The sequence below is a fragment of the Streptomyces chisholmiae genome (assembly GCF_031845445.1).
Taxonomy (GTDB): domain Bacteria; phylum Actinomycetota; class Actinomycetes; order Streptomycetales; family Streptomycetaceae; genus Streptomyces; species Streptomyces chisholmiae.
In genome coordinates this window covers 327,801-354,179 of record NZ_JAVREO010000002.1, presented here as the reverse complement: position 1 = coordinate 354,179, position 26,379 = coordinate 327,801, and the positions used below count along the sequence as shown (strand labels likewise).

The following is a 26,379-nucleotide window of genomic DNA, read 5'->3' as shown; positions in this document are numbered from 1 at the left end:
CGAGGACCACCATGGCCCGCCAACAACGTCGCAAGACCCTTTCGCAGAACTTCCTGCGGGACGCCGCCGTGCTCCGGCAGATCGTCCGCGCCGCCGAACTCGCCCCGTCCGACCTGGTGGTGGAGCCGGGTGCCGGGGAGGGCACCCTCACCCGGGCGCTGGCCAGGGCCAGCCGCGAGGTGATCGCCCACGAGATCGATCCCGCGCTGGCCGGCGCGCTGCCCCGGCGGCTCGCCGCCGAGGGCAACGTCCGGGTGGTGCGCGGCGACTTCCTGCGCACCCGGCCGCCGGGCCGCCCGTTCGTGGTGGTCGGCAACATCCCCTACTCCCGGACCACGGACATCGTCCGCTGGTGCCTGGACGCGCGGGAACTGACCGCCGCCACGCTGGTCACCCAGCGTGAGTTCGCCCGCCGGCGCACCGGCGACTACGGCAGCTGGCCGCTGCTGACGGTGCGGTCCTGGCCGGAGTTCGACTGGCGGCTCGGGCCGCGGATCAGCCGCTACCGGTTCGAGCCGGTGCCCCGCACCGACTCGGCCGTGCTGCGGCTGGTGCGGCGGCCGGCGCCGCTGCTGCCGGCGGGCGAGCTGCCGACGTACCGGGCGCTGGTCGCCGAGGGCTTCACCGGGGTGGGCGGCTCGCTGGCCGCCACGCTGCGCCGCGACCGCCCGGCGCCCCGGGTGCGCGCGGCGCTCGTGGCGGCGCGTATCCCGCTGGACGCGCCGGTCGGCCGGGTCACGCCCCGGCAGTGGCTCACCCTGCACCGCGCGCTGCGCCGCGCCGGATGAGCGGGCCGCCGCCGGTTTTCCCACCCGGGGAGCCGGTTACCCGGGTCCCTCGAAGCGAGCCGCAGGAGGAAGTGATCCCATGACCGACTCACTCAGCGGCGATCTGTGGACCGGCGAGCGGGACTCCCCCGCGGACAAGGCCAGGGCCGCCGCGCACACGGTGCGGGAACGCGCCGACGAGCAGGCCAGAACCGGGTCCCAGCGGGCCGCCGAGCAGGTACGGCAGATCGCGGACGAGTTGTCCGAGCTGGCCGCGCAGGCGCGCGCGGACTCGCCGACCAGAGGGCTGGTCGCCCGCGCCGCCGACGGCGGCCACCGGGCCGCCGGCTATCTGGACCGGCACGGGCTGACCGGGCTGCTGGACGACACCCAACGGCTGGCCCGGCAGCGCCCGGCGGCCTTCGTCGGCATGACCGCGCTGGCCGGCTTCGCCATGGGCCGCCTGGCCAAGGCCGGGCGGGCCGTCGGCGACGACGGGCACGGCGACGGGCAGGACGGCGGGCGCCACTCCCCACAGCCGCGCCCGGACGGCGTCCGGCAGGCCGCCGAGCACGGCACCTTCGACCTGGCCGACCACCCCGAGCGGACCGGCTACCCGGAGGCGTGAGATGGCACACCACACCAGCGAACGGCGCGAGGACTCGGTCGGCACGCTCTTCGCCGAGGTGACCTCCGACGTGGAGCGGCTCTTCCGACAGGAGGCGGAGCTGGCGAAGGCGGAGGTCAAGGAGGAGTTCGGCCGGGCGGGCAAGGCCGCGGGGATGATGGGCGGCGCCGGCTTCGCCGGCTACATGGTCGCCTTCTTCCTGTCGTTGGCCGCGCTCTTCGCGCTGGGCAACGTGATGGACCTCGGCTGGGCGGCGCTGATCGTGACCGGCGGCTGGGCGCTGCTGGGCGGCGCGCTGTTCCTGCTCGGCCGCGGCCAGTTGCGCCGCTTCTCGCCGAAACCGACGAAGACCCTGGAGAGCCTGAGGGAGGACGCAGCATGGGCACGTCATCCGACCAGATGAGGCACGACATCGAGGCCACCCGCTCGCAGCTGGCGGCCGACCTGGACCTGCTGGCCGAGCGGGTCAGCCCGGTCAACGCGGTCCGGCGCGGCGGCGGGCAACTGCGCGACACCGCGGCCGGCACCCGCGACCGGATGCGGGGTGCCGCCGCCGGCGGCACCGACCGCGCCCGGCGGCGCGGCTCGGCCGGCGCCAGGTCGCTGCGCTCGGGCGCCGGCCAGGCGGCCGAACGGGCCGGCGGCAACCCGCTGGCCGCCGGCGCGCTCGGCCTGGCGGCCGGCGTGCTGGCCGCCGCGCTGCTGCCCGGCAGCGAGCGCGAGGAGCGGGCCGCCGGCCGGCTCGCGGAGCGGGCGGCGCCGCACCTCGACCCGTTGCGGGAGGCGGCCGACGCCTCGGCCCGCGAGTTCGGCGCCGAGGCGAAGGAGTCGATGCGGCAGGCGGCCGACGAGATCCGCAGGTCGGCCACCGACGCCGCCCGGCACACCAGGGAACGGGCCGGCGACCAGGACGGCTGACCGGCGGCCGTGGCGGGCCCCCGCGCCGGGGGCCCGCCGCGCGCCCCGGCACGGGACCGGCGGCACCGGCGCGGACCGCCGGGGGCCCGCCGCGTGGCGAGGATCACGGGGGAGAGCGCGGGGGAGAGAGCGCGGGGGAGAGCGCGGGGGAGATCACAGCTCGGCGACACCCCGACCGGAACCCAGCCGTCCGGGCGATACTGGACGTATGCCGACCATCGCCGCCCCCTCGCGTCCGGAACTGATCGAACACCTGATACGCACCCGGATCGCCGGCGAGGTCGCCACCCCGCGCGAGAACAACCTCGCGCACTACCGGGAGTTGGCGAACGGCAACCGCTACTACTGGCTCGGGCTGGAGCTGGGCGACCGCTGGAGCGACGAGCAGGACGTGCTGGCCGTGATGGCCGAGCGGTGCGGGGTGGACGGCGACCCTGAGCACCGGCAGGGGCAGGACACCATCGACCCCGAGCTGACCGTGGACGGTCTGGACCGGGCCGCGGCGCTGCTCCGCAAGGCGGCCCAGGACCGGCAGCGGGTGCTGGTGGCCACCGGCCACCCGGGCGGGCTGCTCGACGTGCACGCGCAGACCGCGGCCGCGCTGCGTGCCGCCGGCTGCGACCTGGTGCGGGTGCCGCTGGGGCTGACCGCGGACGAGGGCGTGGTGGCGCAGCTGGCCGGCGTCGCCATGTACGAGCGGGGCGCCACCCTGTGGCACACCCACTCCCCGCAGCCGATGGCCGAGATCCTGCACGCCCTGCCGCAGGAGGGCGAGCGGCTGCCCGACCTGGTGATCGCCGACCACGGCTGGGCCGGCTGCGCCGCCCAGGCGGGCCTGGAGACCATCGGCTACGCCGACTGCAACGACCCGGCGCTCTTCCTCGGCGAGCAGGAGGGCACGCTGAGCGTCTGCGTCCCGCTGGACGACCACGTGATCAACCCACGGTTCTACGAGCCGATGACCGCCTACCTGCTGGAGGCGGCCGGCCTCGCCGGCCCGGACCCGCTGGTCTGAACCGCGCTCGGCCGGCTCGCGATCAGCCGGCCGCCCGCGGCACCCGCATCAACCCCTCCTGGATCACCGAGACGGCCAGTCGTCCGTCCCGGGTGAAGATCCGGCCGCGGGCCAGCCCGCGGCCGCCCTGCGCGGTGGGCGAGTCGGTGTCGTAGAGCAGCCACTCGTCGGCCCGGAACGGCCGGTGGAACCACATGGCATGGTCCAGGCTGGCGCCCACGATGTCGCCGACCGTCCAGCCGCCCCGGCCGTGCGCGAGCAGCACCGAGTCCAGCAGCGTCATGTCGGAGACGTAGGTGGCCAGGCACAGGTGGGAGACCGGGTTGTCCCGCTCCCCGGCCAGCTTGCCGTTGACCCGGAACCACACCTGGGAGCGCGGCTCGCGCGGAGTGCCGGCGGTGGCGAACGGCGGCTCGTTCACGTACCGCAGGTCGATCGCCCGGCGGGCGTCGAGCAGCACCTCGACCACCGCGGGGTCGACGAACCGGTCGGCGTAGCGGGGCAGCAGCTCGTCGGCGGTCGGCAGGGTCTCCGGGTCGGGCACCTCGGGCATCGCCTCCTGGTGCTCCAGCCCCTCCTCGACCTCCTGGAAGGACGCGGAGAGGTGGAAGATCGGCTGCCCGTGCTGGACCGCCACCACCCGGCGGGTGGTGAAGGAGCGGCCGTCCCTGATCCGGTCCACGGTGTAGACGATGGGCGCGCCCGGGTCGCCTGGCCGCAGGAAGTAGGAGTGCAGGGAGTGCGCCAGGCGCCCCTCGGGCACGGTGCGACAGGCCGCGACCAGCGCCTGCGCGGCCACCTGCCCGCCGAATACGCGGGGGATCACCGAGCGGTGGCTGTCCCCTCGGAAGATGTCGCGCTCGATCGGCTCCAGGTCGAGCAGGTCGAGAAGGTACTGGAGGGTAGCGTCCATGCCCTGATTCTGCACCGGCGGGCGGCCGGCGGTGCGGCCCGGTCCGACAGCCGGGCGCCGCCGGCCAGGAGCCGGGGCGCCGCACGCCGAAGGCCCGGTCCCTTTCGGGAACCGGGCCTTCGGTACTGGTAGCGGGGACAGGATTTGAACCTGCGACCTCTGGGTTATGAGCCCAGCGAGCTACCGAGCTGCTCCACCCCGCGTCGTGTTCTCCACTCTAGCCCGCTCGCACCTGGGCGGCAAATCAGCCACCCGCGGCGCACTCCGGGCAGCGCCCGTAGAAGGTGACGTCGACCTCCGTGACGGCGAACCCGAAGCGCTCCCCCTCGGGCAGCGCGGCCAGCGGGTCGGCGGTCAGCCGCACGTCCCGCATCGCGCCGCAGCCGGCGCAGACCAGGTGCTGGTGCGGCTGGTGGGCGTTGGGGTCGTACCGCTTGGCCCGACCGTCGGTGGTGACCTCCAGCACCTCACCGAGCGCGACCAGCTCGCCGAGCGTGTTGTAGACGGAGGCCCGGGAGATCTCCGGCAGCCGGCCCACGGCCCTGGCGTGCACCTCGTCGGCCGTGAAGTGCACGTGCTCGCCGTCCAGCACCTCGGCGATGACCCGCCGCTGGGCGGTCAGCCGCCAGCCGCGGTCGCGCAGTCGCTGAAGCAGGTCGCTCATGGTCTCACCCTAGCCTGGCCGGCCTCACCGGCCGACGGAGTACGGTTCTGGTAGTTGTCCTGAATCAGGGGTCTTCTTGACTTGGACTGAGTCCAATATAGGATCGAGTCATTCGAAGGCCAAGTGCCCCGGCGGCACCACCACGATCCGAACCGAAGGGCGTGACCGGTAAATGACCGACCAGATCGCAGCGGGACCCCTCACCACCGAGTCGGGCGCTCCCGTAGCGGACAACCAGAACAGCCAGGTCGCGGGCGTCGGGGGCCCCGTTCTGATCCAGGACCAGCTCCTCATCGAGAAGCTCGCCCACTTCAACCGGGAGCGCATCCCCGAGCGCGTGGTGCACGCGCGGGGCGCGGGCGCCTACGGCACGTTCACCGTGACCGCGGACGTCACCCGGTACACCAAGGCCAAGTTCCTCTCGGAGATCGGCAAGGAGACGGAGACCTTCCTCCGCTTCTCCACCGTGGCCGGCAACCTCGGCGCGGCGGACGCGGTGCGGGACCCGCGCGGCTTCGCGCTGAAGTTCTACACCGAGGAGGGCAACTACGACCTCGTCGGGAACAACACCCCGGTGTTCTTCATCAAGGACGCCATCAAGTTCCCCGACTTCATCCACACCCAGAAGCGCGACCCGTACACCGGCTCGCAGGAGGCGGACAACGTCTGGGACTTCTGGGGCCTCTCCCCCGAGTCCACCCACCAGGTCACCTGGCTCTTCGGCGACCGCGGCATCCCGGCCTCCTACCGGCACCTGAACGGCTACGGCTCGCACACCTTCCAGTGGACCAACGAGGCCGGCGAGGCGTTCTGGGTCAAGTACCACTTCAAGACCGACCAGGGCATCAAGAACCTGACCTCCGAGGAGGCCGCCGTGCTGGCCGGGCAGGACCCGGACAGCCACCAGCGCGACCTGCGGGTGGCCATCGAGAACGGCGACTTCCCGAGCTGGACCGTGCAGGTCCAGATCATGCCGGCGGCCGACGCGGCCACCTACCGGTTCAACCCGTTCGACCTGACCAAGGTCTGGCCGCACGCGGACTACCCGCCGATCGAGATCGGGAAGCTGGAGCTGAACCGCAACCCGCGGAACATCTTCGCCGAGGTCGAGCAGTCGATCTTCTCCCCGCACCACTTCGTGCCGGGCATCGGCCCGTCCCCCGACAAGATGCTCCAGGGCCGGCTCTTCGCCTACGGCGACGCCCACCGCTACCGGGTCGGCGTCAACGCCGACCAGCTGCCGGTGAACCGCCCGCACGCCACCGAGGCCAACAGCCACGGCCGGGACGGCCTCGGCTACGACGGGCGGCACGGCGGCGCCAGGAACTACGAGCCCAACAGCTTCGGCGGCCCGGCCCAGACCGACCAGCCGCTGTGGCAGTCCACCGCGGTCTCCGGCAGCACCGGTGACCACGCGGCGCCCGCCCACGCCGAGGACGACGACTTCGTCCAGGCCGGCAACCTCTACCGGCTGATGTCGGAGGGCGAGCGGGAGCGGCTCATCCAGAACCTGGCCGGCTTCATCGCCCAGGTCTCCCGGGACGAGATCGCCGAGCGGGCGATCGAGAACTTCCGCAAGGCGGACGACGACTACGGCAAGCGGCTCCAGGCCGCGGTCCAGGCCCTCCGCGGCTGATCACCGAGGACCGCTTGTCGTACACCCCGGAGCGGCCGGCTGCCCCTGGCGTCGGCCGCTCCGGCATGCCCGGCCGCGGCCGGCCTCAGGACCGCAGCCGCTCCAACAGGGCGTCGTGCAGCAGCCCGTTGGAGGCGGCGGCGTCCGCCCCGTGCGGCCCCGGCACCCCGTCCAGCGAGGTGAACCGGCCGCCGGCCTCCGTCACCACGATCGCCGGGGCCGCCATGTCCCACAGGGACAGCTCCGGCTCGGCACAGATGTCGACCGCGCCCTCCGCGACCATCATGTACGACCAGAAGTCGCCGTAGGCCCGGGTCCGCCAGCAGTCCTCGGTCAGCCCCAGGAAGCCGCCCAGCAGCCCCCGGTCCGCCCAGCCGCTCAACGAGGAGTAGGAGAACGAGGCGTCCGACAGCTCCCCGACCGCCGAGACCCGCAGCCGGCTCGCCGAGGTGAGGCTCCGCCCGGCGAACGCGCCCCCGCCGAGCACCGCCCACCAGCGCCGGTGCAACGCGGGCGCCGACACCAGCCCGACCACCGGCCGGTCGCCGTCCTCGCCCCGCTCCAGCAGCGCGATCAGCGTCGCCCAGACCGGCACCCCGCGCACGTAGTTCTTGGTGCCGTCGATCGGGTCGATCACCCAACGCCGCGGCCCCTGCCCCTCGCTCCCGTACTCCTCGCCCAGCACCGCGTCCCGGGGCCTGGCCCGGCGCAGCGCCGAGCGGATCAGCTCCTCGGCGGCCCGGTCCGCCTCGCTCACCGGCGTCATGTCCGGTTTCGTCTCGACCTTCAGGTCCAGGGCCTTGAACCGTTCCATGGTCGCGGCGTCGGCGGCGTCGGCCAGTACGTGCGCGAGGCGCAGATCATCGAGGTAGTCGGGCATGCCCCCCAGTATCGGGGACCGGCGCCCCACCCCCGACGGCGGGCGGCTCGGCCGGCGGCGGGCCGGTGGCCACCCTTGACACCCCGCGCCCGCGCGTCAATTCTGTCCCGGAGCCGGCCGGTGCCACCCCTGGAGGCGAGGAGGCGACGATGCCCACCGCGCGTGAGTCCCTGCTGGAAGCCGCCAGGACAGCCGTCGAGGAACGCCCCTGGCCGCTGGTGCGCATGGTCGAGGTGGCCGCCGCGGCCGGCGTGTCCCGGCAGACGCTCTACAACGAGTTCGGCGACAAGGCGGGGCTGGGCCGGGCACTGACGGACCATCGGGTGACGGGCTTCCTGGACGCCTTCCGGGAGCACTGCGCGCACCGCTCCCCCCGGTCCTGCGACCCGCTGGGCGACGCCGCCGACTGGATCGTCCGGGCCGCGCGCACCGACCGGCTGGTGCGCGCCTCGCTCACCGGCTGCCGCTGCGCCGGCATGCCACCGGCGGACCAACGGCCGGGCCGGCTGGTCGCCGAGCTGCGCGAGCGGGCCACCCGGGCGCTGATCCCGCACACCGCGCCACCCGCCAGGGAGACCCTGCCCGACACCTGCGAGACCGCGATACGGCTGGCCATCTCCCGGCTGATCGCGCCCCCCGAGCTGGCGCCCTGACCGCGGCGGCCGGCGCGGTCAGTCGCCCTCGTGCCGCTCCCGGGTGGCCAGCAGGCGGCGCAGCGAGTACAGCCGGGCCGCGTCCGCGTGCCCCTCGGCCACCCAGTCGTCCAGCGCGCAGGCCGGCTCGTCGTGGCTGCACGCCCGGGGGCAGCCCTCCGCGCCCGGCACCAGGTCGGGGAAGGCGAGGATCACCCGGGACGGCTCCACGTGGTGCAGCCCGAAGGACCGCACGCCCGGGGTGTCGATGACCCAGCCGGCGTCGTCCGGCAGCGGCAGCGCCAGCGCCGAGACCGTGGTGTGCCGGCCGCGCCCGGTGACCGCGTTCACCCGGCCCGTCGCCCGCTGCCGCTCCGGCACCAGCGCGTTGACCAGGGTGGTCTTGCCCACCCCGCTGTGCCCGACGAAGGCGGTGATCCGCCCGTACAGCAGCTCGCGCACCGCCTCGACCGAGGCCTCGTCGAACCGTTCCGCGCTGGTCACCACGTGCCGCACCCCCAGCGGGGCGTAGGTCTCCAACAGCGGGTCGGGGGAGGCCAGATCGGCCTTGGTCAGGATCAGCAGCGGTTCGAGCCCGGCGTCGAAGGCGGCCACCAGGCAGCGGTCGATCAGCCGCGGCCGCGGCTGCGGATCGGCCAGCGCCGTCACGATGGCCAGCTGGTCCGCGTTGGCCACCACCACCCGCTCGTACGGATCGTCGTCGTCCGCCGTGCGCCGCAGCGTGGATCTGCGCTCCTCGACGCGGACCACCCGGGCCAGGGTGTCCTTGCGGCCGGAGAGATCACCGACCAGCGCCACCCGGTCCCCCACCACCACGCTCTTGCGGCCCAGCTCCCTGGCCTTCATGGCGACCACCGGCCGGTCCTCGACCAGGCAGGTCAGCCGGCCGCGGTCCACCGTCAGCACGAAGCCCTCGGCCGCGTCCTCGTGCGCCGGCCTGCGGTGGGTGCGCGGCTTCGAGCCCCGGCGACTGGGCCGGACCCGAACGTCGTCCTCGTCCGTGTGCTTGCCGTAGCGACGCATCCCGGACCCACCCGCCCCTAGGCTCCGCCCCCGGCCGCCCCGGGCCCCTCCGGGGCGAGCATCCCGTGCCACAGCTCGGGGAAGTCGGGCATGGTCTTGCCCGTGGTGGCGATGTCCACCACCTCGACGTCCTTGACCACCAGGCCCAACAGCGCGCCCGCGGTGGCCAGTCGGTGGTCCTCGTAGGTCTGGAAGACCCCGCCGTGCAGCGGCCGGGGCCGGATGCGCAGTCCGTCCGCGGTCTCCGTGACATCCCCGCCGAGCGCGTTGATCTCCCTGGTCAGCGCGGCCAGCCGGTCCGTCTCGTGCAGCCGCAGGTGGCCGACGCCGCGCAGCGTCGACTCGCTGTCCGCCAGCGCGGCGACGGCGGCGATGCCCGGGGTCAGCTCGCCGACCTCGCTCAGGTCGGCGTCGATGCCCCGCACCCGGCCGCCGCCGGTCAGCGTCAGACCCCGCTCGTCGAGCTGGCAGACACCGCCCATCTCGGTGAAGATCCGGCGCAGCGCGTCCCCCGGCTGGGTGGTGCGGGCCGGCCAGTCGGGAATGGTGACCCGGCCGCCGGTCACCAGCGCGGCGGCCAGGAACGGCTGCGCGTTGGAGAGGTCGGGCTCGACCACCAGGTCCCGCCCGAGCAGCGCGCCGGGCGTCACCCGCCAGACATCGGGCTCACCACCGGAGTCCGGCGCCGTCACCTGGGCACCGGCCCGGCGCAGCATGTCCACCGTCATCCGGATGTGCGGCAGCGAGGGCAGCCGCTGCCCGACGTGCCGCACCTCGACGCCCTGGTTGAAACGGGGGGCGGAGAGCAGCAGGGCGCTGACGAACTGGGACGAGGAGGAGGCGTCCACGGTCACCCGGCCGCCGTCCAGCGAGCCGACGCCGTGCACCGTCATCGGCAGCGCCCCCCGCCCGCCGTCGTCGATCCGGGCGCCGAGCGCGCGCAGCGCCTCGATCACCCCGCCCAGCGGGCGCTCGTGCGACCTGGGGTCCCCGTCGAACCGCACCGGGCCCTCGGCGAGGGTGGCCAGCGGCGGCAGGAAGCGCATCACCGTGCCCGCGTTGCCGACATCGACCGTGGCCGGGGCCTGCGGGTGGGCCGGGATGATCCGCCAGGCCTCGCCGCGCCCCTCCGGGACGCCGGCCGCCGCCGAACTGGAGTCGGCCGTCTCCTCGATGCCGATCCCCAGGGACCGCAGGGCCTCGGCCATCAGCAGGGTGTCCCGGGAACGCAGCGGCCGGCGCACCCAGCCGGAGTCGGCGGCCAGCGCCGCCAGGATCAGCGCCCGGTTGGTGACCGACTTGGAGCCGGGCACCGTCACCGTCGCGTCCACCGCGCCCGAGGCGAAGGGCGCGGGCCAGAGGGCCGGGGACTCACTGTGGTCGGTCATGGGCCTCACTCTAGTGCGTGACAGTCCGTGATCACCGGTGTTCAACGATCGAGCAACCACCCGGCGGCGCCGATCAACGAGGTCAGCGTCACCGCGTGAAAAAGAATCAGCCAGACCAGGGCCGGGACGTTGGTCAACCGGGCCAGCTGGTCGGCGTCCGAGTCCCGCGCGGCGCCGCGGCGCCGCTTGGTCTGCAGCTCGAAGACCGGCCGCACCCCGCCCAACAGCAGGAACCACACCACCAGATAGGCGAAGGCGGCCTGCACCTCCGGCTCCGTGAGCCAGGAGACCAGCAGGAAGAGCGCGCAGGTCAGCAGCACGGTGAGCAGTCCGTAGGCGTTGCGCACCATCACCAGCAGCGCCAGCAGCAGCGCCGTCGCGCCCCACAGCAGCAGGGTGATCCGGCCCTGGCCGAGCAGGGCGGCACCGCCGAGCCCCAGCAGCGAGGGCGCCACATAGCCGGCGGCCGCGGTGAGCACCATGCCGAAGCCGGTGGGCTTGCCCCGGGAGACGGTCAGCCCCGAGGTGTCCGAGTGCAGGGTGATGCCCTCCAGCTTGCGGCCGGTGAGCAGCGCCACCAGGCCGTGCCCGCCCTCGTGGGCGATGGTGATGGTGTTCCGCGCCACCAGCCAGATGCCACGGGGGACGACCGCCGCCAGCGCGACGACGGCCGTCCCCACTATCAGCCACATCTCGGGGGTGGGCTGGGTGCCGGTGACCCGGTCCCACAGCTCCTCGATATCAGCGATGTCCATGACTGCCCGATCCTAGTGCCGCCGGTATAAGGAGCCGCTAACGAGGCGAAGCGCGGGAAGAAACGGTTCGGTCAAGGGGGCGCTCGCTGGGCCACCCGCAGGACTCCATTCACTCCAATGCCTCACATCCCGGCCGGGTCGGCCTCGTTTGGCGAAATGTGACCGCACAGCCAGCCGAGGGCGAGGACCACGACCGATGATGCACGACTCCCGCGGCGCGGCCTGGCCGCCCCCCACCGAGGACCTGGGCGTCTTCGTGGCGCCCGAACTACGCCCGGTCGCCAGCGGCTGGGGGTTCAGCGACGACACGATCCGGCTGACCGAACTGCTCAAGTCCGACCCACCACCGGAGCGCGCCGCGCCCCGGCACCGCAGGAACCGGCGCCGTGTCCCGGAGTCCACCGAGTCGGCCAGGGTGCGTTGGCTGCGCTGGTCCAGCCTGCTGTTGGCCGCCACCACCGCCGTGCTGGTGGCGATGCTGAGCGTGCTCGGCGGGCTGATCAGCTACCAGCCGCTGCGCGAGGCCGCGGCACCCGGCCAGTCGCACCTGCTCAACGCCTGGTGGCCGCTGCTGATCTACGGCCCCTGGCTGGTCGCCTCGCTCTCCATCCTCCGCGCCGCGCTGCACCAGCGCTCGGCCCGGCACTCCTGGGTGGTGGTGATGCTCTTCTCCGGGCTGGCCGTCAGCCTCTCCGTCGCCCAGGCCCCGATGACCCCGGTGGACATCGCGGTGGCCGCCGTGCCACCGATCTCCGCGCTGGTCGCCTTCCACCAGATCGTCAAGCAGATGACCCTCACCAACCCGCCGCGGCACGCGCTGCCCCGCCAGCGGACCACGCAGCACCGCGGCTGAGCGGAGCACTGTTACCCCCCTTCACGCCCCGGTCGGGGGGCGGTCACACCTCCTGGGGCAACTCGTAGGCCGGGCCGCGCTGTTGCTGGGGCCCGGCCAAGTGGACAAAGGGGGCGAAGATCCGCGCCCCGGAGTGGAACTCGACGGCCAGCCCCGGGGTGCTGGCGGGCGGCTCCCGGTCCGAGTACCCCCAGACCCGCGCCATCTCGGCCCGCCCGGCATTGGCCACGGCCGCCACCAGGAAGCGCTCGATCGCCACCGGCGTCATCCGCCCCGCCGGCAACTCCGGCTGCGGCACCGGAGCCGGTGGCGGGCCGGAGGCCGGCTCCGCGGTCGCCGCCGGCTGCGCCGTGACCGCCTGCCACAGCCGGACCCCCGAGTCGAAGGTGACCAACAGCCCGAACGGCCGGGCCGTCCCCTCGGACCAGGGCTCGACCTCCCGCACCCCGCCGACCGCCGGATAGCGGTCGCGGGCGAACTCCTGAAAGCTCGCCGGACGCACGTCCCTCCCGCGTCTCCCCCGGACTCCCCGGGACCCCAACTGACCAGGCTGAGTCTAGAAGTTGACCACGCCGTCGCGGGGTCCCTCGTTCGGGTGAGACAGCCCCGGGGGCGGGCCGGGATCGGGGGCACCGCCCGGACGCGAAGAGGCCCCCGGTCCGCGTCTCCGCGGGCCGGGGGCCTCTTGTCGCTGGGGTGAGTGACGGGACTTGAACCCGCGGCCACCTGGACCACAACCAGGTGCTCTACCAGCTGAGCTACACCCACCATGACGGCCGGGGCAGTGACTGCCCTCAACCACTCCATGAGTGTACAGGGTCGGGAGTGGTGCTCGCGCGCGCCTTCCGCGCCCCGCGCCCCTCCGGGTCAGCCGGTCACCACGTGCCGCGCGGCGATCGTGCGGGCGGTCTCCGAGTCCGGCCCCGGCTGCGGCACGAAGACCGCCTCCCGGTAGTAGCGCAGCTCCGCGATCGACTCCCTGATGTCCGCCAGCGCCCGGTGGTTGCCGCTCTTCTGCGGGCTGTTGAAGTAGACCCTCGGATACCAGCGCCTGGCCAGCTCCTTGACCGAGGAGACGTCGATCACGCGGTAGTGGAGATGCCCGGCCAGCAGCGGCATGTCCCGCACCAGGAACCCCCGGTCGGTACCGATCGAGTTCCCGCAGAGCGGGCTCTTGCCGGCCTCCGGCGCGTGCTCCCTGACGTACTCCAGGACGAGCGCCTCCGCCTCCGCCAGCGTCCGCCCGCCGGGCAGCTCGTCGAGGAGCCCGGAGGCGGTGTGCATGTCCCGCACCACCTCGGGCATCGACTCCAGGGCCGCGGCCGGGGGACGGATCACCACGTCCACCCCCTCGCCCAACACGTTCAGCTCGGAGTCGGTCACCAGGGCGGCGACCTCGACGAGAGCGTCGTCGGCCAGCGAGAGGCCGGTCATCTCACAGTCGATCCACACCATGCGATCGTTCATGCGACAACCTTACGTCGCGCACCGCGACGGACCCGTCGCGGTGCACGTACGTCCTCCCGGTGAGCTGGCCGACTCAGCGCTCCGGGCGGGGCCGCTGCCCCGGCACCCGGGGCGCGTAGCCCTCCGTCACCGGCTTGACCCGACCAGCGCCGTCCTGCTGACGCGCCCGGTACGCCGCCCGGTAGGCCGCCGGGGAAGCCCCCAACTGCCGCCGGAAGTGCCCGCGCAGCGCCACCGGACTGCGGAAGCCGCAGCGCCCGGCGACCTCGTCCACCGAGTAGTCGGAGACCTCCAGCAGCCGCTGCGCCTGGAGCACCCGCTGGGTGATCAACCACTGGAGCGGGGCGCTGCCGGTGAGCGAGCGGAACCTCCGGTCGAAGGTCCGCCGGCTCATGTAGGCGCGGGCGGCCAGGGTCTCCACGTCGAACTGCTCGTGCAGGTGCTCCAGCGCCCAGGCCACCACCTCCGCCAACGGGTCGGCGCCGATGTCCTCTGGTAAAGACCGGTCCAGGTGTCGGTGCGGGCCGACCTCGGTGCCGTTGCCCCGGCGGGGCGGGAGCACCAGCCGCCGGGCGAGCGCCGCGGCGGCCTCCGGGCCGTGGTCCTGGCGGACTATGTGGAGGCAGAGGTCGATGCCGGCGGCGGTACCCGCCGAGGTCAGGATGTCCCCGTCATCGACGAACAGCTCTCGGGGATCCACGTGGACCGACGGGTAGCGCTTGGCCAGCGTCGGCGCGTACATCCAGTGGGTGGTGGCCGGCCGCCCGTCCAGCAGGCCGGCGGCGCCGAGGGCGAACGCCCCGGTGCACAGGCCGACGATCCGGGCGCCCTCGCTGTGCGCCCGCCGCAGCGCGGCGAGCGCCGCCGGCGGTGGCGGGCCCGTGATGGACCGCCAGGCGGGCACGATCACGGTGCCCGCACGGGCCACCGCGCCGAGCCCGTAGGGCGCGCGCAGCTCCAACCCCGCCGTGGTGCGCAGGGGTCCCTCCTCGCCGGCACAGGCCAGCAGGCGGTAGCGCGGCACCCCGGCATCCTGGCGATCAACGCCGAAGACGGACAGCGGGATGGAGCTTTCGAACATCGGACTGCCGCTGAACAGCAGCACCGCGACGACTTCGCGGCGGCGTCGGGCAGCCAGCTTGACAGCGGGCTCGGGGCCGTGCGTTGGGTCCTGGCTCATGCTCCTCAGTTCCCTCGGTCGTCGCATCCTCTCGGTCCTGCACGTTTCCCCCGACGTGTTTGCCAAGATCGAATCTACTGTGTCGGGTGAGGTCGGCGGGACAAGTTCATCACTCGGCGCTAAATCGACATGACAACGTGGCGCGAAGCATTCGATCAGGAAGCGTTTCACGTGGCGGCAGTTGGGGGAAGTGCGCCTCCTCGCGGAGGCGCCCGCCAGCGAGGGCAGCAGGCCAGGCACGGCTCATTCCACCGGTATACCCGAGGTGTTGCCGCGACGGTTGCGCAAGGTGGTGCGCCCATGCGGAAGTTGGCTGAAAATAAAAGCCGTCAGCACGAACTTCAGACCGCGCGCGGGGCGCACGCTGGGGGCGCACGAGGTCGGCCCACGCCGCATTCCCTCGGGCACGCTCGGTGATCATGTCCAGAACAGGAGCACCCGTGCGCCGCCCCCCGCGCCCACCCACCCCCGTCGTCGCCCCCCGACCACCGAGCGGCACCGGCGGCGGTCACACGTGTCCGAAAGCGTTGCATCGGCGACCACGGATGCGGCATCCTGCACGGTCACGGTCACGGGGCCGGTTTCCAGGGTTGTACACACCATCTCTGGGAACTAGGTACCTGAACGCCGTACTCTGGAGGTGGAACCTGTGACGAAATGGAGTACTCTCCCCCTTCCCCACGCGTTCCACCCCCACCTCCGACACATTCCCGAGGTCTCCTCACCGACTCACCGTTGAGGCTCCGATGGCTGGATACGACTTCCCCGACCCAGCGGATCGCAGGCGCGTCGCAGAGCCCGCCAACACCCACGATCCGGCGACCGAGGACCACGCCGCGCGTGATCCCGCGTTCCAGCACGGTGTGGTGGTCGGTTTCGACGGCTCCATGTCCAGCGAGCGCGCGCTCGCCTACGCCGCCGGCCTCGCCCAGCGCTCCCAGGCCGGCCTGATCATCGTGCATGTGGCCAACCGGCTGCCGACCACGGTGTGGGCCGGCTGCGAGCCGCCCGCCCTGGTCGACGTGCCGGATCACCGCACCGAGGTGCTGGGGCTCGAGCTGTCCTGCGCCGAGCACCTCGCCGAGCTGCCCTGGGTGCTGCTCGAGCGCGGCGGCGACATCTGCCACGAGCTGGAGGAGGTCGGGCGCGAGTACGCGGCCAACGCGATCGTGGTCGGCACGACGCACGGGCTGCTCAGCCGGCTCTTCGGCTCGGTCTCCGGGCGGCTGGCGCGGCGCGCCCAGCGCCCGGTGATCGTGATCCCCTGAACGCCCTCCCCGGCGCTCAGCCCCCGCGCGCGGCCCGCGCGCCCGGCGGCTCCCGGTCCGTTGGCGCGCGCCCCGGGGCGCGCGAGCGAAGATCCTCCGGGGCGGGGGCGAATCCCCCACCGCCCCTTCACCAAATTCACCGAGGGTCCCGGGTGGATTGTGCGTTTGTGATGGGCATAAAGCTCACACCAGCTCCGCCGGCCGGCTCCGGCCCCGGCGGACCGGATGGCTTGGGCCGATGGTCGGGAGGTGACGGACCCGACCGTGGCCTTCCCCTGCCGGCGTAATGGGCGACGCCGGCACCCGGGGGCGGCCCCCGGGGTTGCGTTTGGTGGCACGCACTCCCCCGGGGGCCGCCACCTCCGGGCGCGCCCCGGCCCGGCCGGCTCGGCGGCGGGCCGCCGGGCTCACTCCACGGTCACGGACTTGGCGAGGTTCCGCGGCTTGTCGATGTCCCGGCCCAGGGCCAGCGCCGTGTGGTAGGCGAGCAGCTGCAACGGGATCCCCATCAGCACCGGGTCCAGCTCCGGCTCGTTGCGGGGCACCACGATGGTGTCGTCCGCCGTGGGCTGCTCCTCGTGGGCCACCGCCAGGATGCGCCCGCTGCGCGCCTTGATCTCCTCCAGGGTGGCGCGGTTCTTCTCCAGCAGCTCGTCGTTGGGCATGATCGCCACGGTCGGCACGGCCGGCTCGATCAGGGCCAGCGGGCCGTGCTTCAACTCGGAGGCCGGATACGCCTCGGCGTGGATGTAGGAGACCTCCTTGAGCTTCAGCGAGGCCTCCTTGGCCACCGGGAAGCCGCGCACCCGGCCGACGAACATCATGCTCTTGGCGTCCGCGAAGTCCTTGGCCAACCCCGCGATCCGGTCCTCCTCGCGCAGCACCTCGGCGATCTGCCCGGGCAGCTTGCGCAGGCCCTCGATGATCCGCCGCCCGTCGGCCACCGACAGGTCCCGGATGCGGCCCAGGTGCAGCGCGAGCAGGGCGAAGGCCACGGCGGTGTTGGTGAAGCACTTGGTGGAGACCACGCAGACCTCGGGCCCGGCGTGCACGTAGACCCCGCCGTCGGTCTCCCGGGCGATGGCCGAGCCGACCACGTTGACGACGCCCAGCACCATGGCGCCCTTGCGCTTCAGCTCCTGGACGGCGGCCAGCGTGTCGTAGGTCTCGCCGGACTGGCTGGTGGCGATGTAGAGGGTGTCCGGGTCCACCACGGGGTTGCGGTAGCGGAACTCGCTGGCCGGCTCGGCGTCGGCCGGGATGCGGGCCAGCTCCTCGATCAGCTGGGCGCCGATCTGGCCCGCGTGGTAGGCCGAGCCGCAGCCCAGGATCTTCACCCGGCGTACCCCGCGGGCGGCCCTGGCGTCCAGGTTGAGGCCGCCGAGCCGGACGGTGGCGAACCGGTCGTCGATCCGGCCGCGCAGCACCCGGTCCACCGCGTCGGGCTGCTCGGCGATCTCCTTGTGCATGTAGGTGTCGTGGCCACCCATGTCGTAGCTCTCCGCCTCCCACTCCACCGTGGTGGGCGCCGCCGCGGTGCGGCTGCCGTCGGTGGTGTAGGTGCGGTAGTCGTCGGCCTTGAGGGTGGCCATCTCGCCGTCGTCCAGGGTGATCACCTGGCGGGTGTGGCTGACCAGGGCGGCCACGTCGGAGGCGACGAACATCTCCTTCTCGCCGATGCCCAGCACCACCGGGGAGCCGTTGCGGGCCACCACGATCCGGTCGGGGAAGTCGGCGTGCAGCACGGCGATGCCGTAGGTGCCCTCGACGTAGCGGAGCGCCTCGCGAACCTTCTCCTCCAGCGTCGCCGCCTGGGCGCGGGCGACCAGGTGGGCCAGCACCTCGGTGTCGGTCTCCGAGGCGAGCGTCACGCCGTCGGCGCTCAGCTTGGCGCGCAGTTCGGCGGAGTTGTCGATGATGCCGTTGTGCACCACGGCGACCTTGCCGGCGTCGTCCAGGTGCGGGTGGGCGTTGGCGTCGGTGGGCGCGCCGTGGGTGGCCCAGCGGGTGTGCGCGATCCCCCCGGTGCCGGCGAACCTGGCGGGCACCCGCTCCTCCAGGTCGCGGACCCGGCCGGCGGCCTTGACGGTCTTCAGTCCGCCGTTCTTGCCGCTGCTGTGGATGGCGATGCCGGCCGAGTCGTAGCCGCGGTACTCAAGTCGTTGGAGCCCCTCCAGCAGGAGCGGGGCGACATCTCGTTTCCCGATGTATCCAACGATTCCGCACATCCTGATTCCTCCTGCTGTCGTTCTCCTGGCTGCCCGATCCACCCTCCGCCCGTCGCCGACGGGCGGCCGTTCGTCATCCGTAGACGATCCGGCGCAGCTGCCGCAGCGAGAGCGTCGGCGGGGCCACGGCGCGGTGCGGCAGTTCCTCCGCCACGCGCTCGAAGATCGCCTCGTTGGTCAGCCCGCGGGCCTGCAGCTCGCGGTGCCGTCGACGGACGAACTCCTCGGTGGTCTCGTCGAAGTACGCCAGCACATCGAGCACCACGCGGGCGGCTTCGCCACGCCCGAGGGGGCTGCTGCGCACCAGGTGGTCCACGAGGTCATCGTGTGGCGTTCGGCGTTCGGACACCCCTCGATACTGCGGACCGAAGCGATCTTTCGCAACATTCCTGCCCGATATCGGGCAGGAACGTGTCGCAAACCCCTCACAGCCGGTCGATCATGGCCTTCTTGGCGGCACTGAACTCCTCGTCCGTCAGCACCCCCGAACGGTGCAACTCACCCAGCTCGCGCAGCCGCCGCAGGATGGTGTCCTGGTCGGCCGCGGCCTCGCCGGCCGGCAGCGCCGCAGCGGCCGGCGGCTTCGCCAGCAGCTCGGGGCCGCCCCCGGTGGTCAGCCCCGGCAGCGACGAGCCCGGGTGCGGCAGCCGGGCCACCACGGCCGCGGTCAGCAGGGCCGACTCGGCGATGTCCTTGGCCATCCGCACCCCCCAGAGCACCACGCTGTTCGGGTCGTGCTGGGGCTTCACCTCGGCCGGCGGGACCCCGTTGGGCAGAAAGCGCACATAGCCGTTCTCCCAGCCGACCGGCGGCGCCCAGCGCGCGTCGCGCAGGTCCCGCAGGTGCAACACCCGCGGGCCGCCGCTCTTCTTGCTCTCCTCCGCGCCCCAGTCCCAGGCGATCCGCACCTGTTCGCCGTCGAAGGTCACCTCCCCGTCCGAGGCGTGCAGGGTCAGCGGCACGTCGGGCCCTGGCAGCAGGTACCGGTCGCAGGGCTCGGCGGTGGGGACCTGCTCGATCTGCAGGGTGTCGCGCACCGCGTCCGCCAGGTACTCGGCCGCGCCCAACCGGTCGCGGGCCACCTCCAGCTGGTACGGGTCGGCCGCGTCGGGCAGCCGCCCGCCGGTCGCCTGCACCAGCGGGTCCGCGCCGTGCCGCAGCCGCAGCCGCAACCGGCCGCGCTTGCGGCCCGACTCGAAGGAGACCGAGGCTATCGCCGCCAGCGGCACGACCAGCTCCCCCAGCGTCGAGCGCAGCAGGTGCACCCCCTTGCCGTGCCCCGGCACGATCCGCAGCACGGGACCGTCGAAGTACCACGCGCCGGACGGTTGACTGATCTCTGCCATCGCGACCATGCCCCGATTCTCGCAGCCCGGCCGGCGCCGCGGTCGGGGGCGGCCGGTGGTTTCCGCGCACCACGGCCGCCGGCTCCGGAGCGACATGCGTCAGGGCGACAGCGCCCCGGCGTCCGCGTTGCCCAGGGCCTCCCCCGGCACCCGTCCGGTGGGAGCGCCGAGGGCTCGGGGCGCGGCGGCTTCGGCCGGGGTCGCCCCTCGCGTGATCCCCGTGATCCCCGACCGGGAACTCCTCTGCCACCGGGTGCGACGCGGCCACGGCCGCTCACCCCGGAACGCGCGCCCCCGACAGGGGCGGCTGGTCCGGCCGGAGCCGCTGGTGCCCGTCGTGGCCGGGCGGCAGCTGCCGGCACGGCGCGAAGAAGCCCACCTCCAGCACCGGGCCTTCGCCATACCGCGAGAGGGCGTGGTAGCGGGCGACCAGCTCGTCCTCCCCCTGGGCCATCCGCAGCCGCAGACGCTCGGGGTTTTCGTACTCCTCCTCGGTCACCCGCCACCCGCTGACCGCCAGCCCCGCGCGCAGCTCCTCCAGGGCCGGCCGCCCGTCCCCCGGCTCGACGGGCGTGTGCCAGCGGTAGGCCACGCCGAAGGCGTCGGTCGCCGCGCTCGCCGACTGCTGGCCGCGAAAGCCGGGCGGCGCGCAGTCCGTTCGGTCGGCCCTCGGGGTGATCTCGTCGTCGATGCCGAGCACGTCGTAGGCCGTCCGCGCGTACTCGTGCAGCCGCCGCATCGTCTCCGTCGGGTCCTCCGTCGGATACGGCTGCCCCACCCACCAGCGGTGCGCCCCCCAGGCCCCGGCGACGAGCCCCACGATGAGGACAAAGGGCAGCAGGGCGCCGAACCGCCGTCGAAGGCCGCCGGGCCGCTGGTCAGATCGCGGCTGATCCATACCGGAACGATAAGCGGTCGTGCCAACGGCGGAGTTGGGGGGGCCGATCGGTGGCGGGAGGCTCCGGCCGGACGATCAGCCGGCCTTCAGGTCCCGCGCGATCAGCATCCGCTGAACCTCGCTGGTGCCCTCGCCGATCTCCAGGATCTTGGCGTCCCGCCACATCCGGGCCACCGGGTACTCGTTCATGAACCCGTAGCCGCCGTGGATCTGGGTGGCCTCCCTGGCGTTGGTGACGGCGATGTCGGAGGCGTGCAGCTTGGCCATCGCGGCCTCGGTCTTGAACGGCTCCCCGGCCAGCAGCCTGGCCCCCGCGTCCCGCCAGGCGAGCCGCGCGGTGTAGGCGCGGGTGGCCATGTCGGCCAGCTTGAACTCGATGGCCTGGTTCTCCCCGATCGGCCGGCCGAAGGCGACCCGGGTCCTGGAGTAGCGCAGCGACTCGTCCACACAGCCCTGGGCCAGCCCGGTGGCCAGGGCCGCGATCGCGATCCGCCCCTCGTCCAGGATGCTCAGGAACTGGGCGTAGCCGCGCCCCTCGGCGCCCAGCAGATGGTTCTCCGGCACCCGGACGTCGGCGAAGGACAGCTCGCGGGTGTCCGAGGCGTTCCAGCCCACCTTCGAGTAGCCGGGGGCCACGGTGAGCCCCGGGCTGCCGGCGGGCACGATGATCGACGAGATCAGCGGGCCGCCGTCCGGCTTGCGACCGGTCACCGCGGTCACCGTGATCAGCCCGGTGATGTCGGTGCCCGAGTTGGTGATGAAGCTCTTGGTGCCGTTGATCACCCAGTCGCCGCCGTCCCGCACCGCGGTGGTGCGGGTGCCGGAGGCGTCCGAGCCGCAGTCCGGCTCGGTGAGCCCGAACGCGCCGAGCGCCTCCCCCGAGCAGAGCGCCGGCAGCCAGCGGCGGCGCTGCTCCTCGGTGCCGAACCGGAAGATCGGCATGGCCCCCAGCGAGACGGCGGCCTCCAGGGTGATCGCCACCGAGGAGTCCACCCTGGCCAGCTCCTCGATGGCCAGACAGAGCGCCAGGTAGTCGCCGCCCATCCCGCCGTACTCCTCGGGGAACGGCAGCCCGAAGAGCCCCATCCGCCCCATCTCGCGGACGATGTCGTAGGGGAACTCGTGCCGCTCGTAGAAGGCGCCGATCTTGGGCGCCACCACGTCGTGCGCGAACGCCTCGACGGTCCGCCGCAGTTCCTCGTGCTCCGGGGTGAGTCGGTGGTCAAGGGACATGGGTGACTCCTTGTCTGACTCCTGGTGGGAGTGGTCAGGACTCCTGGTCGGAGAGCGCGGTGACCGTCCGCGAGGGGCTGGGGCGGCCGAGCCGGCCGGCCAGCCAGCGGCTGGTGGCGACCAGTTGGTCGAGGTCGACCCCGGTCTCCACGCCGAGCCCGCGCAGCATCCACAGCAGGTCCTCGGTGGCGAGGTTGCCGGTGGCGCTGCGGGCGAACGGGCAGCCGCCGAGCCCGCCGGCCGAGGCGTCGACGGTGGTGACGCCGTGCTGGAGAGCCGTCAGGGTGTTGGCCAACGCCTGGCCGTAGGTGTCGTGGAAGTGCACGGCCAGCCGGTCGGTGGTCAGGCCGGCCGCGTCCAGCGCGGTCAGCACCTCGGCCACCTGCCCCGGGGTCGCCACCCCGATGGTGTCCCCCAGGCTCAGCTCGCCACAGCCCAGCTCGGCCAGCCGGCCGGCGACCTCGACCACCCGGGCCACCGGGACCGGCCCCTCCCAGGGATCGCCGAAGCACATCGACAGATAGCCCCGCACCGGCACACCCGCCGCCGTGGCCCGCGCCACCACCGGCGCGAACATCGCCAGCGACTCCTCGACCGTGCGGTTCAGGTTGGCCCGGGCGAAGGACTCGGTGACCGAGGCGAAGACCGCGATCCGCCGGGCGCCCAGCGCCAACGCCCGCTCCAGCCCCCGCTCGTTGGGCACCAGCACCGGCAGCCGGGCCGGCAGCTCACGCACCCGGGGGAACAGCTCCTCGGCGTCGGCCAGCTGGGGCACCCACCGGGGGTGCACGAAGCTGGTGGCCTCGACGGTGTCCAGCCCGGCCGCCACCAGCCGCTCGATGAACTCGGCCTTCACCTCGACGGGCACCACCGTGGCCTCGTTCTGCAGGCCGTCCCGCGGCCCCACCTCGTGGATCCGGACCCGGGCCGGCAGCCCGTCGAGCGCCATCAGTCCGCCTCCCCGGCCGGGCCGCCGCCGTCCGGGGCGACCTCGGCCAGCACCTGGTCCATCGCGACGGTGTCCCCGGCGGCCACCGTCAGCGCGCTGACGGTGCCGGCGTGCGGGGCCGTGATCGGGTGCTCCATCTTCATCGCCTCCACCACCAGCAGACTCTCGCCGGCCGCCACCCGGTCCCCGACGGCCGCCTTCACCACCGTCACGGTGCCGGGCATCGGGGCGGTCAGCGACTCGGCGCCGGGCGTCGCCGACCGGCCGCCGGCCACCACCGGATCGTGCTCCACCAGCCGCCAGGAGCCGCCGTCCAGGCCCAGCCAGTGGCCGCCGGCCGGCTCGACGGCGTGCGTCAACGAGCGTGTGCGCCCGCGGAAGTCGAGCAGCACGCGCCCCCGGGCACCGCCCGGCGCGGGCAGCAGCCGCGCCGCCTCCTCCGGACCGTCCCCGATCCGCACCCGCCCGTCCCGGACCAGGACCGTGACCGGCGCGGCGCCGTCGGCCCGCAGCGGGTGCGCGGTGGCCGCCGGCTCGCCGCCGAGCCGCCAACCGGAGGGCTCGTCGAACGGGTCGGCCCAGCCGTCGGCCGCCGGCTCGGGGGCCAGCGCCGCCTGGCGCAGCAACGCCGCGGCCGCGTAGACCTCGTCCGGCACGCCCGCCGCCGCCAGCTCGGCCGCGTCGGCGTCCACCAGCCCGGTGTGCAGCGCGCCCGAGCGCACCTCGGGGTGGTCGAGCAGCGCGCGGAGGAAGGCGGTGTTGGTCGCCACGCCCAGCACCGTGGTGTGGCCCAGTGCCGCGCGCAGCCGGCGCAGCGCCGTGGGCCGGTCGGGGCCGTGCGCCACCACCTTGGCCAGCAGCGGGTCGTAGTGGGCGCCGACCTCGGTGCCGGCGGCGATCCCGGAGTCCACCCGGAGCCCGGCGCCGGCCGGCTCCTCGACCAACAGCAGCGGCCCCGACGAGGGCAGGAAGTCCACCCGCCGGCCCGCCGGGTCCTCCGTCACCCGCGCCGTCTCGGCACAGACCCGGGCCTCCACCGCGTGACCGCTGAAGGTGATCTCGTCCTGCCGGAACGGCAGCTCCTCGCCGGCCGCGATCCGCAGCTGCCACTCGACCAGGTCGAGACCGGTGACCAGCTCGGTGACCGGGTGCTCCACCTGGAGCCGGGTGTTCATCTCCATGAAGTAGTACTCGCCGCCCGCGCCGTGACCGGCCACGATGAACTCCACGGTGCCGGCGCCCAGGTAGCCACAGGACTCGGCGGCCCGCACCGCCGCGCGGCCCATCGCCTGCCGGGTGGCCTCGTCCAGCAGCGGGCTGGGCGCCTCCTCCACGATCTTCTGGTGCCGGCGTTGCAGCGAGCACTCCCGCTCGCCCAGGTGCAGGACCCGGCCGGACCGATCGGCCAGCACCTGGATCTCGATGTGCCGCGGCCGGTCGATCCACCGCTCCACCAGCAGGGTGTCGTCCCCGAACGCGGCGCGCGCGGTGCGCTGGGCGGCGGCGATCTCCTCCGGCAGCCGCTCGGCGTCCCGCACCAGCCGCATGCCCTTGCCGCCGCCGCCGGCCGATGGCTTCAGCAGCACCGGCATGCCCAGCTCGCGCGCCGCCGCCAGCAGGTCGGCGCCGTGCCCGCCGGGCACCACCGGCACCCCGGCGGCGGCCACCGCCGCCTTGGCGCGGATCTTGTCGCCCATCACCTCGATCGCCTCGGCCGACGGGCCGACGAAGACCAGGCCGGCCTCGGTGACCGCGCGGGCGAAGGCGGCGTTCTCGGCGAGGAAGCCGTAGCCGGGGTGGACCGCCTGCGCGCCGGCCTGGTCGGCCGCCGCGAGCAGCCGTTCGACGTGCAGATAGCTCTCGGCGGCCGGCGCCGGGCCGAGCCGCACGGCGCGGTCCGCCTCGACGACGTGGCGGGCGCCGGCGTCGGCGTCGCTGTAGACGGCCACCGAGGTGAGGCCGAGCCGCCGCAGGGTCCGGATGACCCGCACCGCGATCTCGCCCCGGTTGGCCACCAGCACCGTGTCGAAGCCGCCGGCGGGCCCGGGGTGGGTGGATTGACTCATCGACTCCCCCTACATCCGGAAGACGCCGAAGCCGGCGTCGGTCAGCGGGGCGTTGGCGCAGGCGGTCAGCGCCAGCCCCAGCACGGTGCGGGTCTCCAGCGGGTCGATCACGCCGTCGTCCCAGAGCCGAGCGGTCGCGTAGTAGGCGTCCCCCTGGGCCTCGTACCGCTCCCGGATCGGCGCCCGGAACTCCTCCTCGGCCGCGGCCGGCCACTCCTCGCCGGCGGCGGCCAGCTGGTCCCGCTTGACGGTGGCCAGCACGGCGGCGGCCTGCTCGCCGCCCATCACGGAGATCTTCGCGCCCGGCCACATCCACAGGAAGCGGGGCGAGTAGGCCCGGCCGCACATCGAGTAGTTACCCGCGCCGTACGAGCCGCCGATCACCACGGTCAGCTTGGGCACCCGGGCGCAGGCGACGGCGGTGACCATCTTGGCGCCGTGCTTGGCGATGCCGCCGGCCTCGTAGGCCCGGCCGACCATGAAGCCGGAGATGTTCTGGAGGAAGAGCAGCGGGATGCCGCGCTGATCGCAGAGCTGGATGAAGTGCGCGCCCTTCTGGGCGGACTCGGAGAAGAGGATGCCGTTGTTGGCGACCACGCCGACCGGGTGCCCGTGCAACCGGGCGAAGCCGGTGACCAGGGTGGTGCCGAACTCGGCCTTGAACTCCTGGAACCGCGAGCCGTCCACCAGCCGGGCGATCACCTCCCGCACGTCGTACGGGGTGCGTGGGTCGGTGGGCACCACGCCGTAGAGGCCGGCCGGGTCGACCGCCGGCGGCTCGACCGGCGTCACCCGCCAGGGCAGCGGGCCGCGGCCCGGCAGGGTGGCCACGATGGTGCGCACGATGCGCAGCGCGTGGGCGTCGTCCTCGGCCAGGTGGTCGGTCACCCCGGAGGCCCGGGCGTGCACCTCGCCCCCGCCCAGCTCCTCGGCGGTCACCTCCTCGCCGGTCGCGGCCTTCACCAGTGGCGGACCGCCGAGGAAGATGGTGCCCTGGCCGCGCACGATGACCGCCTCGTCGCTCATCGCCGGCACATAGGCACCGCCCGCGGTACAGGAACCGAGCACGGCGGCGATCTGCGGGATGCCCTCGGCGGACATCCGGGCCTGGTGGTAGAAGATCCGGCCGAAGTGGTCCCGGTCCGGGAAGACCTCGTCCTGCATCGGCAGGAAGGCACCGCCGGAGTCCACCAGGTAGAGGCAGGGCAGCCGGTTCTCCAGCGCGACCTCCTGGGCGCGCAGGTGCTTCTTGACCGTCATGGGGTAGTACGTGCCGCCCTTGACCGTGGCGTCGTTGGCGACGATCATCACCTCCCGCCCGCTGACCCGGCCGACGCCGGCGATCACCCCGGCCGCCGGGGCCTGGCCGTCGTAGAGGCCGTCGGCGGCCAGCGGCGCCAGCTCCAGGAAGGGCGAGCCGGGGTCGAGCAGGGTGTCCACCCGGTCCCTGGGCAGCAGCTTGCCGCGGGAGACGTGCCGGGCGCGGGAGCGCTCACCGCCGCCGAGGCGGGCGGCCGCCAGCTTCTCGCGCAGCCGCGCGGCGCGCTCCCGGTGGACCGCCTCGTGGCGCCGGTACGCCTCGGAGCCGGGATCGGCGGTGCTGCTCAGCCTCGTTGCCTGCCGCATACCCGCCAGGTTAACGTCCGCTAAC

General features: G+C 73.7%; 26 protein-coding genes and 2 tRNA genes. 9 read left to right on the top strand and 19 right to left on the bottom strand.

What is annotated here, in order from left to right; genetic code table 11:
• Positions 1–11 precede the first annotated feature (11 nt).
• From erm to RM844_RS04430, 5 genes are all read left to right on the top strand, one after another.
• Positions 12–788 (top strand): ErmE/ErmH/ErmO/ErmR family 23S rRNA (adenine(2058)-N(6))-methyltransferase, encoded by a 777-nt coding sequence (gene erm / locus RM844_RS04450; RefSeq protein WP_311664946.1) that lies wholly within the window; start codon positions 12–14, stop codon positions 786–788.
• A gap of 79 nt (positions 789–867) precedes the next feature.
• Positions 868–1,395, top strand: coding sequence for a hypothetical protein (locus tag RM844_RS04445; protein ID WP_311664944.1), 528 nt, complete (start codon positions 868–870; stop codon positions 1,393–1,395).
• Between the two features lies 1 nt (position 1,396).
• A complete protein-coding gene (locus RM844_RS04440; RefSeq protein ID WP_311664942.1) occupies positions 1,397–1,798 on the top strand; it encodes a phage holin family protein in 402 nt (133 codons plus the stop codon).
• On the top strand, positions 1,774–2,313 hold the full coding sequence (locus RM844_RS04435) for a DUF3618 domain-containing protein (protein ID WP_311664940.1): 540 nt from the start codon (positions 1,774–1,776) through the stop codon (positions 2,311–2,313). Before RM844_RS04440 ends, RM844_RS04435 begins: the two co-directional genes overlap by 25 nt.
• Positions 2,314–2,521: 208 nt before the next feature.
• Positions 2,522–3,328: a phosphatase gene (locus RM844_RS04430; RefSeq protein ID WP_311664938.1), complete on the top strand. Its 807-nt coding sequence runs from the start codon at positions 2,522–2,524 to the stop codon at positions 3,326–3,328.
• 22 nt (positions 3,329–3,350) lie between these two features.
• Here the strand turns inward: RM844_RS04430 and tesB are convergent, their stop codons facing one another.
• From tesB to RM844_RS04415, 3 genes are all read right to left on the bottom strand, one after another.
• Complete coding sequence (tesB, locus tag RM844_RS04425) at positions 3,351–4,241, bottom strand: acyl-CoA thioesterase II (RefSeq protein ID WP_311664936.1); 891 nt, start codon at positions 4,239–4,241, stop codon at positions 3,351–3,353.
• 126 nt (positions 4,242–4,367) lie between these two features.
• Positions 4,368–4,444, bottom strand: a tRNA-Met gene (locus RM844_RS04420).
• Between the two features lie 41 nt (positions 4,445–4,485).
• Positions 4,486–4,905, bottom strand: a complete 420-nt coding sequence (locus RM844_RS04415) for a Fur family transcriptional regulator (protein WP_311664934.1) — start codon at positions 4,903–4,905, stop codon at positions 4,486–4,488.
• 172 nt (positions 4,906–5,077) lie between these two features.
• Between RM844_RS04415 and RM844_RS04410 the strand changes: the two genes are divergently transcribed.
• Positions 5,078–6,541: a catalase gene (locus RM844_RS04410; RefSeq protein ID WP_311664932.1), complete on the top strand. Its 1,464-nt coding sequence runs from the start codon at positions 5,078–5,080 to the stop codon at positions 6,539–6,541.
• 85 nt (positions 6,542–6,626) lie between these two features.
• Here RM844_RS04410 and hisN read toward each other — a convergent pair whose 3' ends face one another.
• A complete protein-coding gene (gene hisN / locus RM844_RS04405; RefSeq protein ID WP_311664930.1) occupies positions 6,627–7,421 on the bottom strand; it encodes a histidinol-phosphatase in 795 nt (264 codons plus the stop codon).
• Positions 7,422–7,570: 149 nt separating this feature from the next.
• Between hisN and RM844_RS04400 the strand changes: the two genes are divergently transcribed.
• Positions 7,571–8,074, top strand: a complete 504-nt coding sequence (locus tag RM844_RS04400; RefSeq protein WP_311664928.1) for a TetR/AcrR family transcriptional regulator — start codon at positions 7,571–7,573, stop codon at positions 8,072–8,074.
• Positions 8,075–8,092: 18 nt separating this feature from the next.
• Here RM844_RS04400 and rsgA read toward each other — a convergent pair whose 3' ends face one another.
• Genes rsgA through RM844_RS04385 form a run of 3 tightly spaced genes read right to left on the bottom strand, consistent with a single transcriptional unit; the run spans position 8,093 to position 11,240 of the window.
• Complete coding sequence (gene rsgA / locus RM844_RS04395) at positions 8,093–9,097, bottom strand: ribosome small subunit-dependent GTPase A (RefSeq protein WP_311664926.1); 1,005 nt, start codon at positions 9,095–9,097, stop codon at positions 8,093–8,095.
• 17 nt (positions 9,098–9,114) lie between these two features.
• On the bottom strand, positions 9,115–10,485 hold the full coding sequence (gene aroA / locus RM844_RS04390) for a 3-phosphoshikimate 1-carboxyvinyltransferase (protein ID WP_311664924.1): 1,371 nt from the start codon (positions 10,483–10,485) through the stop codon (positions 9,115–9,117).
• Positions 10,486–10,526: 41 nt separating this feature from the next.
• Positions 10,527–11,240: a M50 family metallopeptidase gene (locus RM844_RS04385; RefSeq protein ID WP_311664922.1), complete on the bottom strand. Its 714-nt coding sequence runs from the start codon at positions 11,238–11,240 to the stop codon at positions 10,527–10,529.
• A 196-nt stretch (positions 11,241–11,436) separates the two neighbouring features.
• Between RM844_RS04385 and RM844_RS04380 the strand changes: the two genes are divergently transcribed.
• Entirely contained in the window at positions 11,437–12,093 is a 657-nt protein-coding gene (locus RM844_RS04380; RefSeq protein ID WP_311664920.1) for a DUF2637 domain-containing protein, read from the top strand.
• A 43-nt stretch (positions 12,094–12,136) separates the two neighbouring features.
• On the opposite strand, the gene RM844_RS04375 is transcribed toward RM844_RS04380, so the two are convergent.
• The 4 genes from RM844_RS04375 to RM844_RS04360 all read right to left on the bottom strand — a co-directional run bounded on the left by RM844_RS04375 (position 12,137) and on the right by RM844_RS04360 (position 14,740).
• Complete coding sequence (locus RM844_RS04375; RefSeq protein ID WP_311664918.1) at positions 12,137–12,595, bottom strand: hypothetical protein; 459 nt, start codon at positions 12,593–12,595, stop codon at positions 12,137–12,139.
• 190 nt (positions 12,596–12,785) lie between these two features.
• Positions 12,786–12,861: transfer RNA gene (locus RM844_RS04370), tRNA-His, on the bottom strand.
• 99 nt (positions 12,862–12,960) lie between these two features.
• Positions 12,961–13,560, bottom strand: coding sequence for an oligoribonuclease (gene orn / locus RM844_RS04365; RefSeq protein ID WP_311664916.1), 600 nt, complete (start codon positions 13,558–13,560; stop codon positions 12,961–12,963).
• 73 nt (positions 13,561–13,633) lie between these two features.
• On the bottom strand, positions 13,634–14,740 hold the full coding sequence (locus RM844_RS04360) for a GlxA family transcriptional regulator (RefSeq protein WP_311664914.1): 1,107 nt from the start codon (positions 14,738–14,740) through the stop codon (positions 13,634–13,636).
• A gap of 746 nt (positions 14,741–15,486) precedes the next feature.
• Here RM844_RS04360 and RM844_RS04355 point away from each other — a divergent pair.
• Complete coding sequence (locus RM844_RS04355; RefSeq protein ID WP_311664912.1) at positions 15,487–16,008, top strand: universal stress protein; 522 nt, start codon at positions 15,487–15,489, stop codon at positions 16,006–16,008.
• Between the two features lie 407 nt (positions 16,009–16,415).
• On the opposite strand, the gene glmS is transcribed toward RM844_RS04355, so the two are convergent.
• From glmS to RM844_RS04315, 8 genes are all read right to left on the bottom strand, one after another.
• Positions 16,416–18,236 (bottom strand): glutamine--fructose-6-phosphate transaminase (isomerizing), encoded by a 1,821-nt coding sequence (gene glmS / locus RM844_RS04350; RefSeq protein WP_311664910.1) that lies wholly within the window; start codon positions 18,234–18,236, stop codon positions 16,416–16,418.
• A 73-nt stretch (positions 18,237–18,309) separates the two neighbouring features.
• Positions 18,310–18,585 (bottom strand): hypothetical protein, encoded by a 276-nt coding sequence (locus RM844_RS04345; protein WP_311664908.1) that lies wholly within the window; start codon positions 18,583–18,585, stop codon positions 18,310–18,312.
• Positions 18,586–18,661: 76 nt separating this feature from the next.
• On the bottom strand, positions 18,662–19,582 hold the full coding sequence (locus RM844_RS04340) for a DUF4429 domain-containing protein (protein ID WP_311665326.1): 921 nt from the start codon (positions 19,580–19,582) through the stop codon (positions 18,662–18,664).
• Between the two features lie 274 nt (positions 19,583–19,856).
• The gene (locus tag RM844_RS04335) at positions 19,857–20,480 is read right to left on the bottom strand and encodes a hypothetical protein (RefSeq protein ID WP_311664906.1); all 624 of its coding nucleotides are present in this window, start codon (positions 20,478–20,480) and stop codon (positions 19,857–19,859) included.
• Between the two features lie 75 nt (positions 20,481–20,555).
• Positions 20,556–21,713, bottom strand: a complete 1,158-nt coding sequence (locus RM844_RS04330; protein ID WP_311664904.1) for an acyl-CoA dehydrogenase family protein — start codon at positions 21,711–21,713, stop codon at positions 20,556–20,558.
• Positions 21,714–21,747: 34 nt separating this feature from the next.
• The gene (locus RM844_RS04325) at positions 21,748–22,662 is read right to left on the bottom strand and encodes a hydroxymethylglutaryl-CoA lyase (RefSeq protein ID WP_311664903.1); all 915 of its coding nucleotides are present in this window, start codon (positions 22,660–22,662) and stop codon (positions 21,748–21,750) included.
• Complete coding sequence (locus tag RM844_RS04320; RefSeq protein ID WP_311664901.1) at positions 22,662–24,728, bottom strand: acetyl/propionyl/methylcrotonyl-CoA carboxylase subunit alpha; 2,067 nt, start codon at positions 24,726–24,728, stop codon at positions 22,662–22,664. The genes RM844_RS04325 and RM844_RS04320 overlap by 1 nt, the downstream gene beginning before the upstream one ends.
• Before the next feature lie 9 nt (positions 24,729–24,737).
• Complete coding sequence (locus RM844_RS04315; RefSeq protein WP_311664897.1) at positions 24,738–26,354, bottom strand: carboxyl transferase domain-containing protein; 1,617 nt, start codon at positions 26,352–26,354, stop codon at positions 24,738–24,740.
• Between the last annotated feature and the right edge of the window lie 25 nt (positions 26,355–26,379).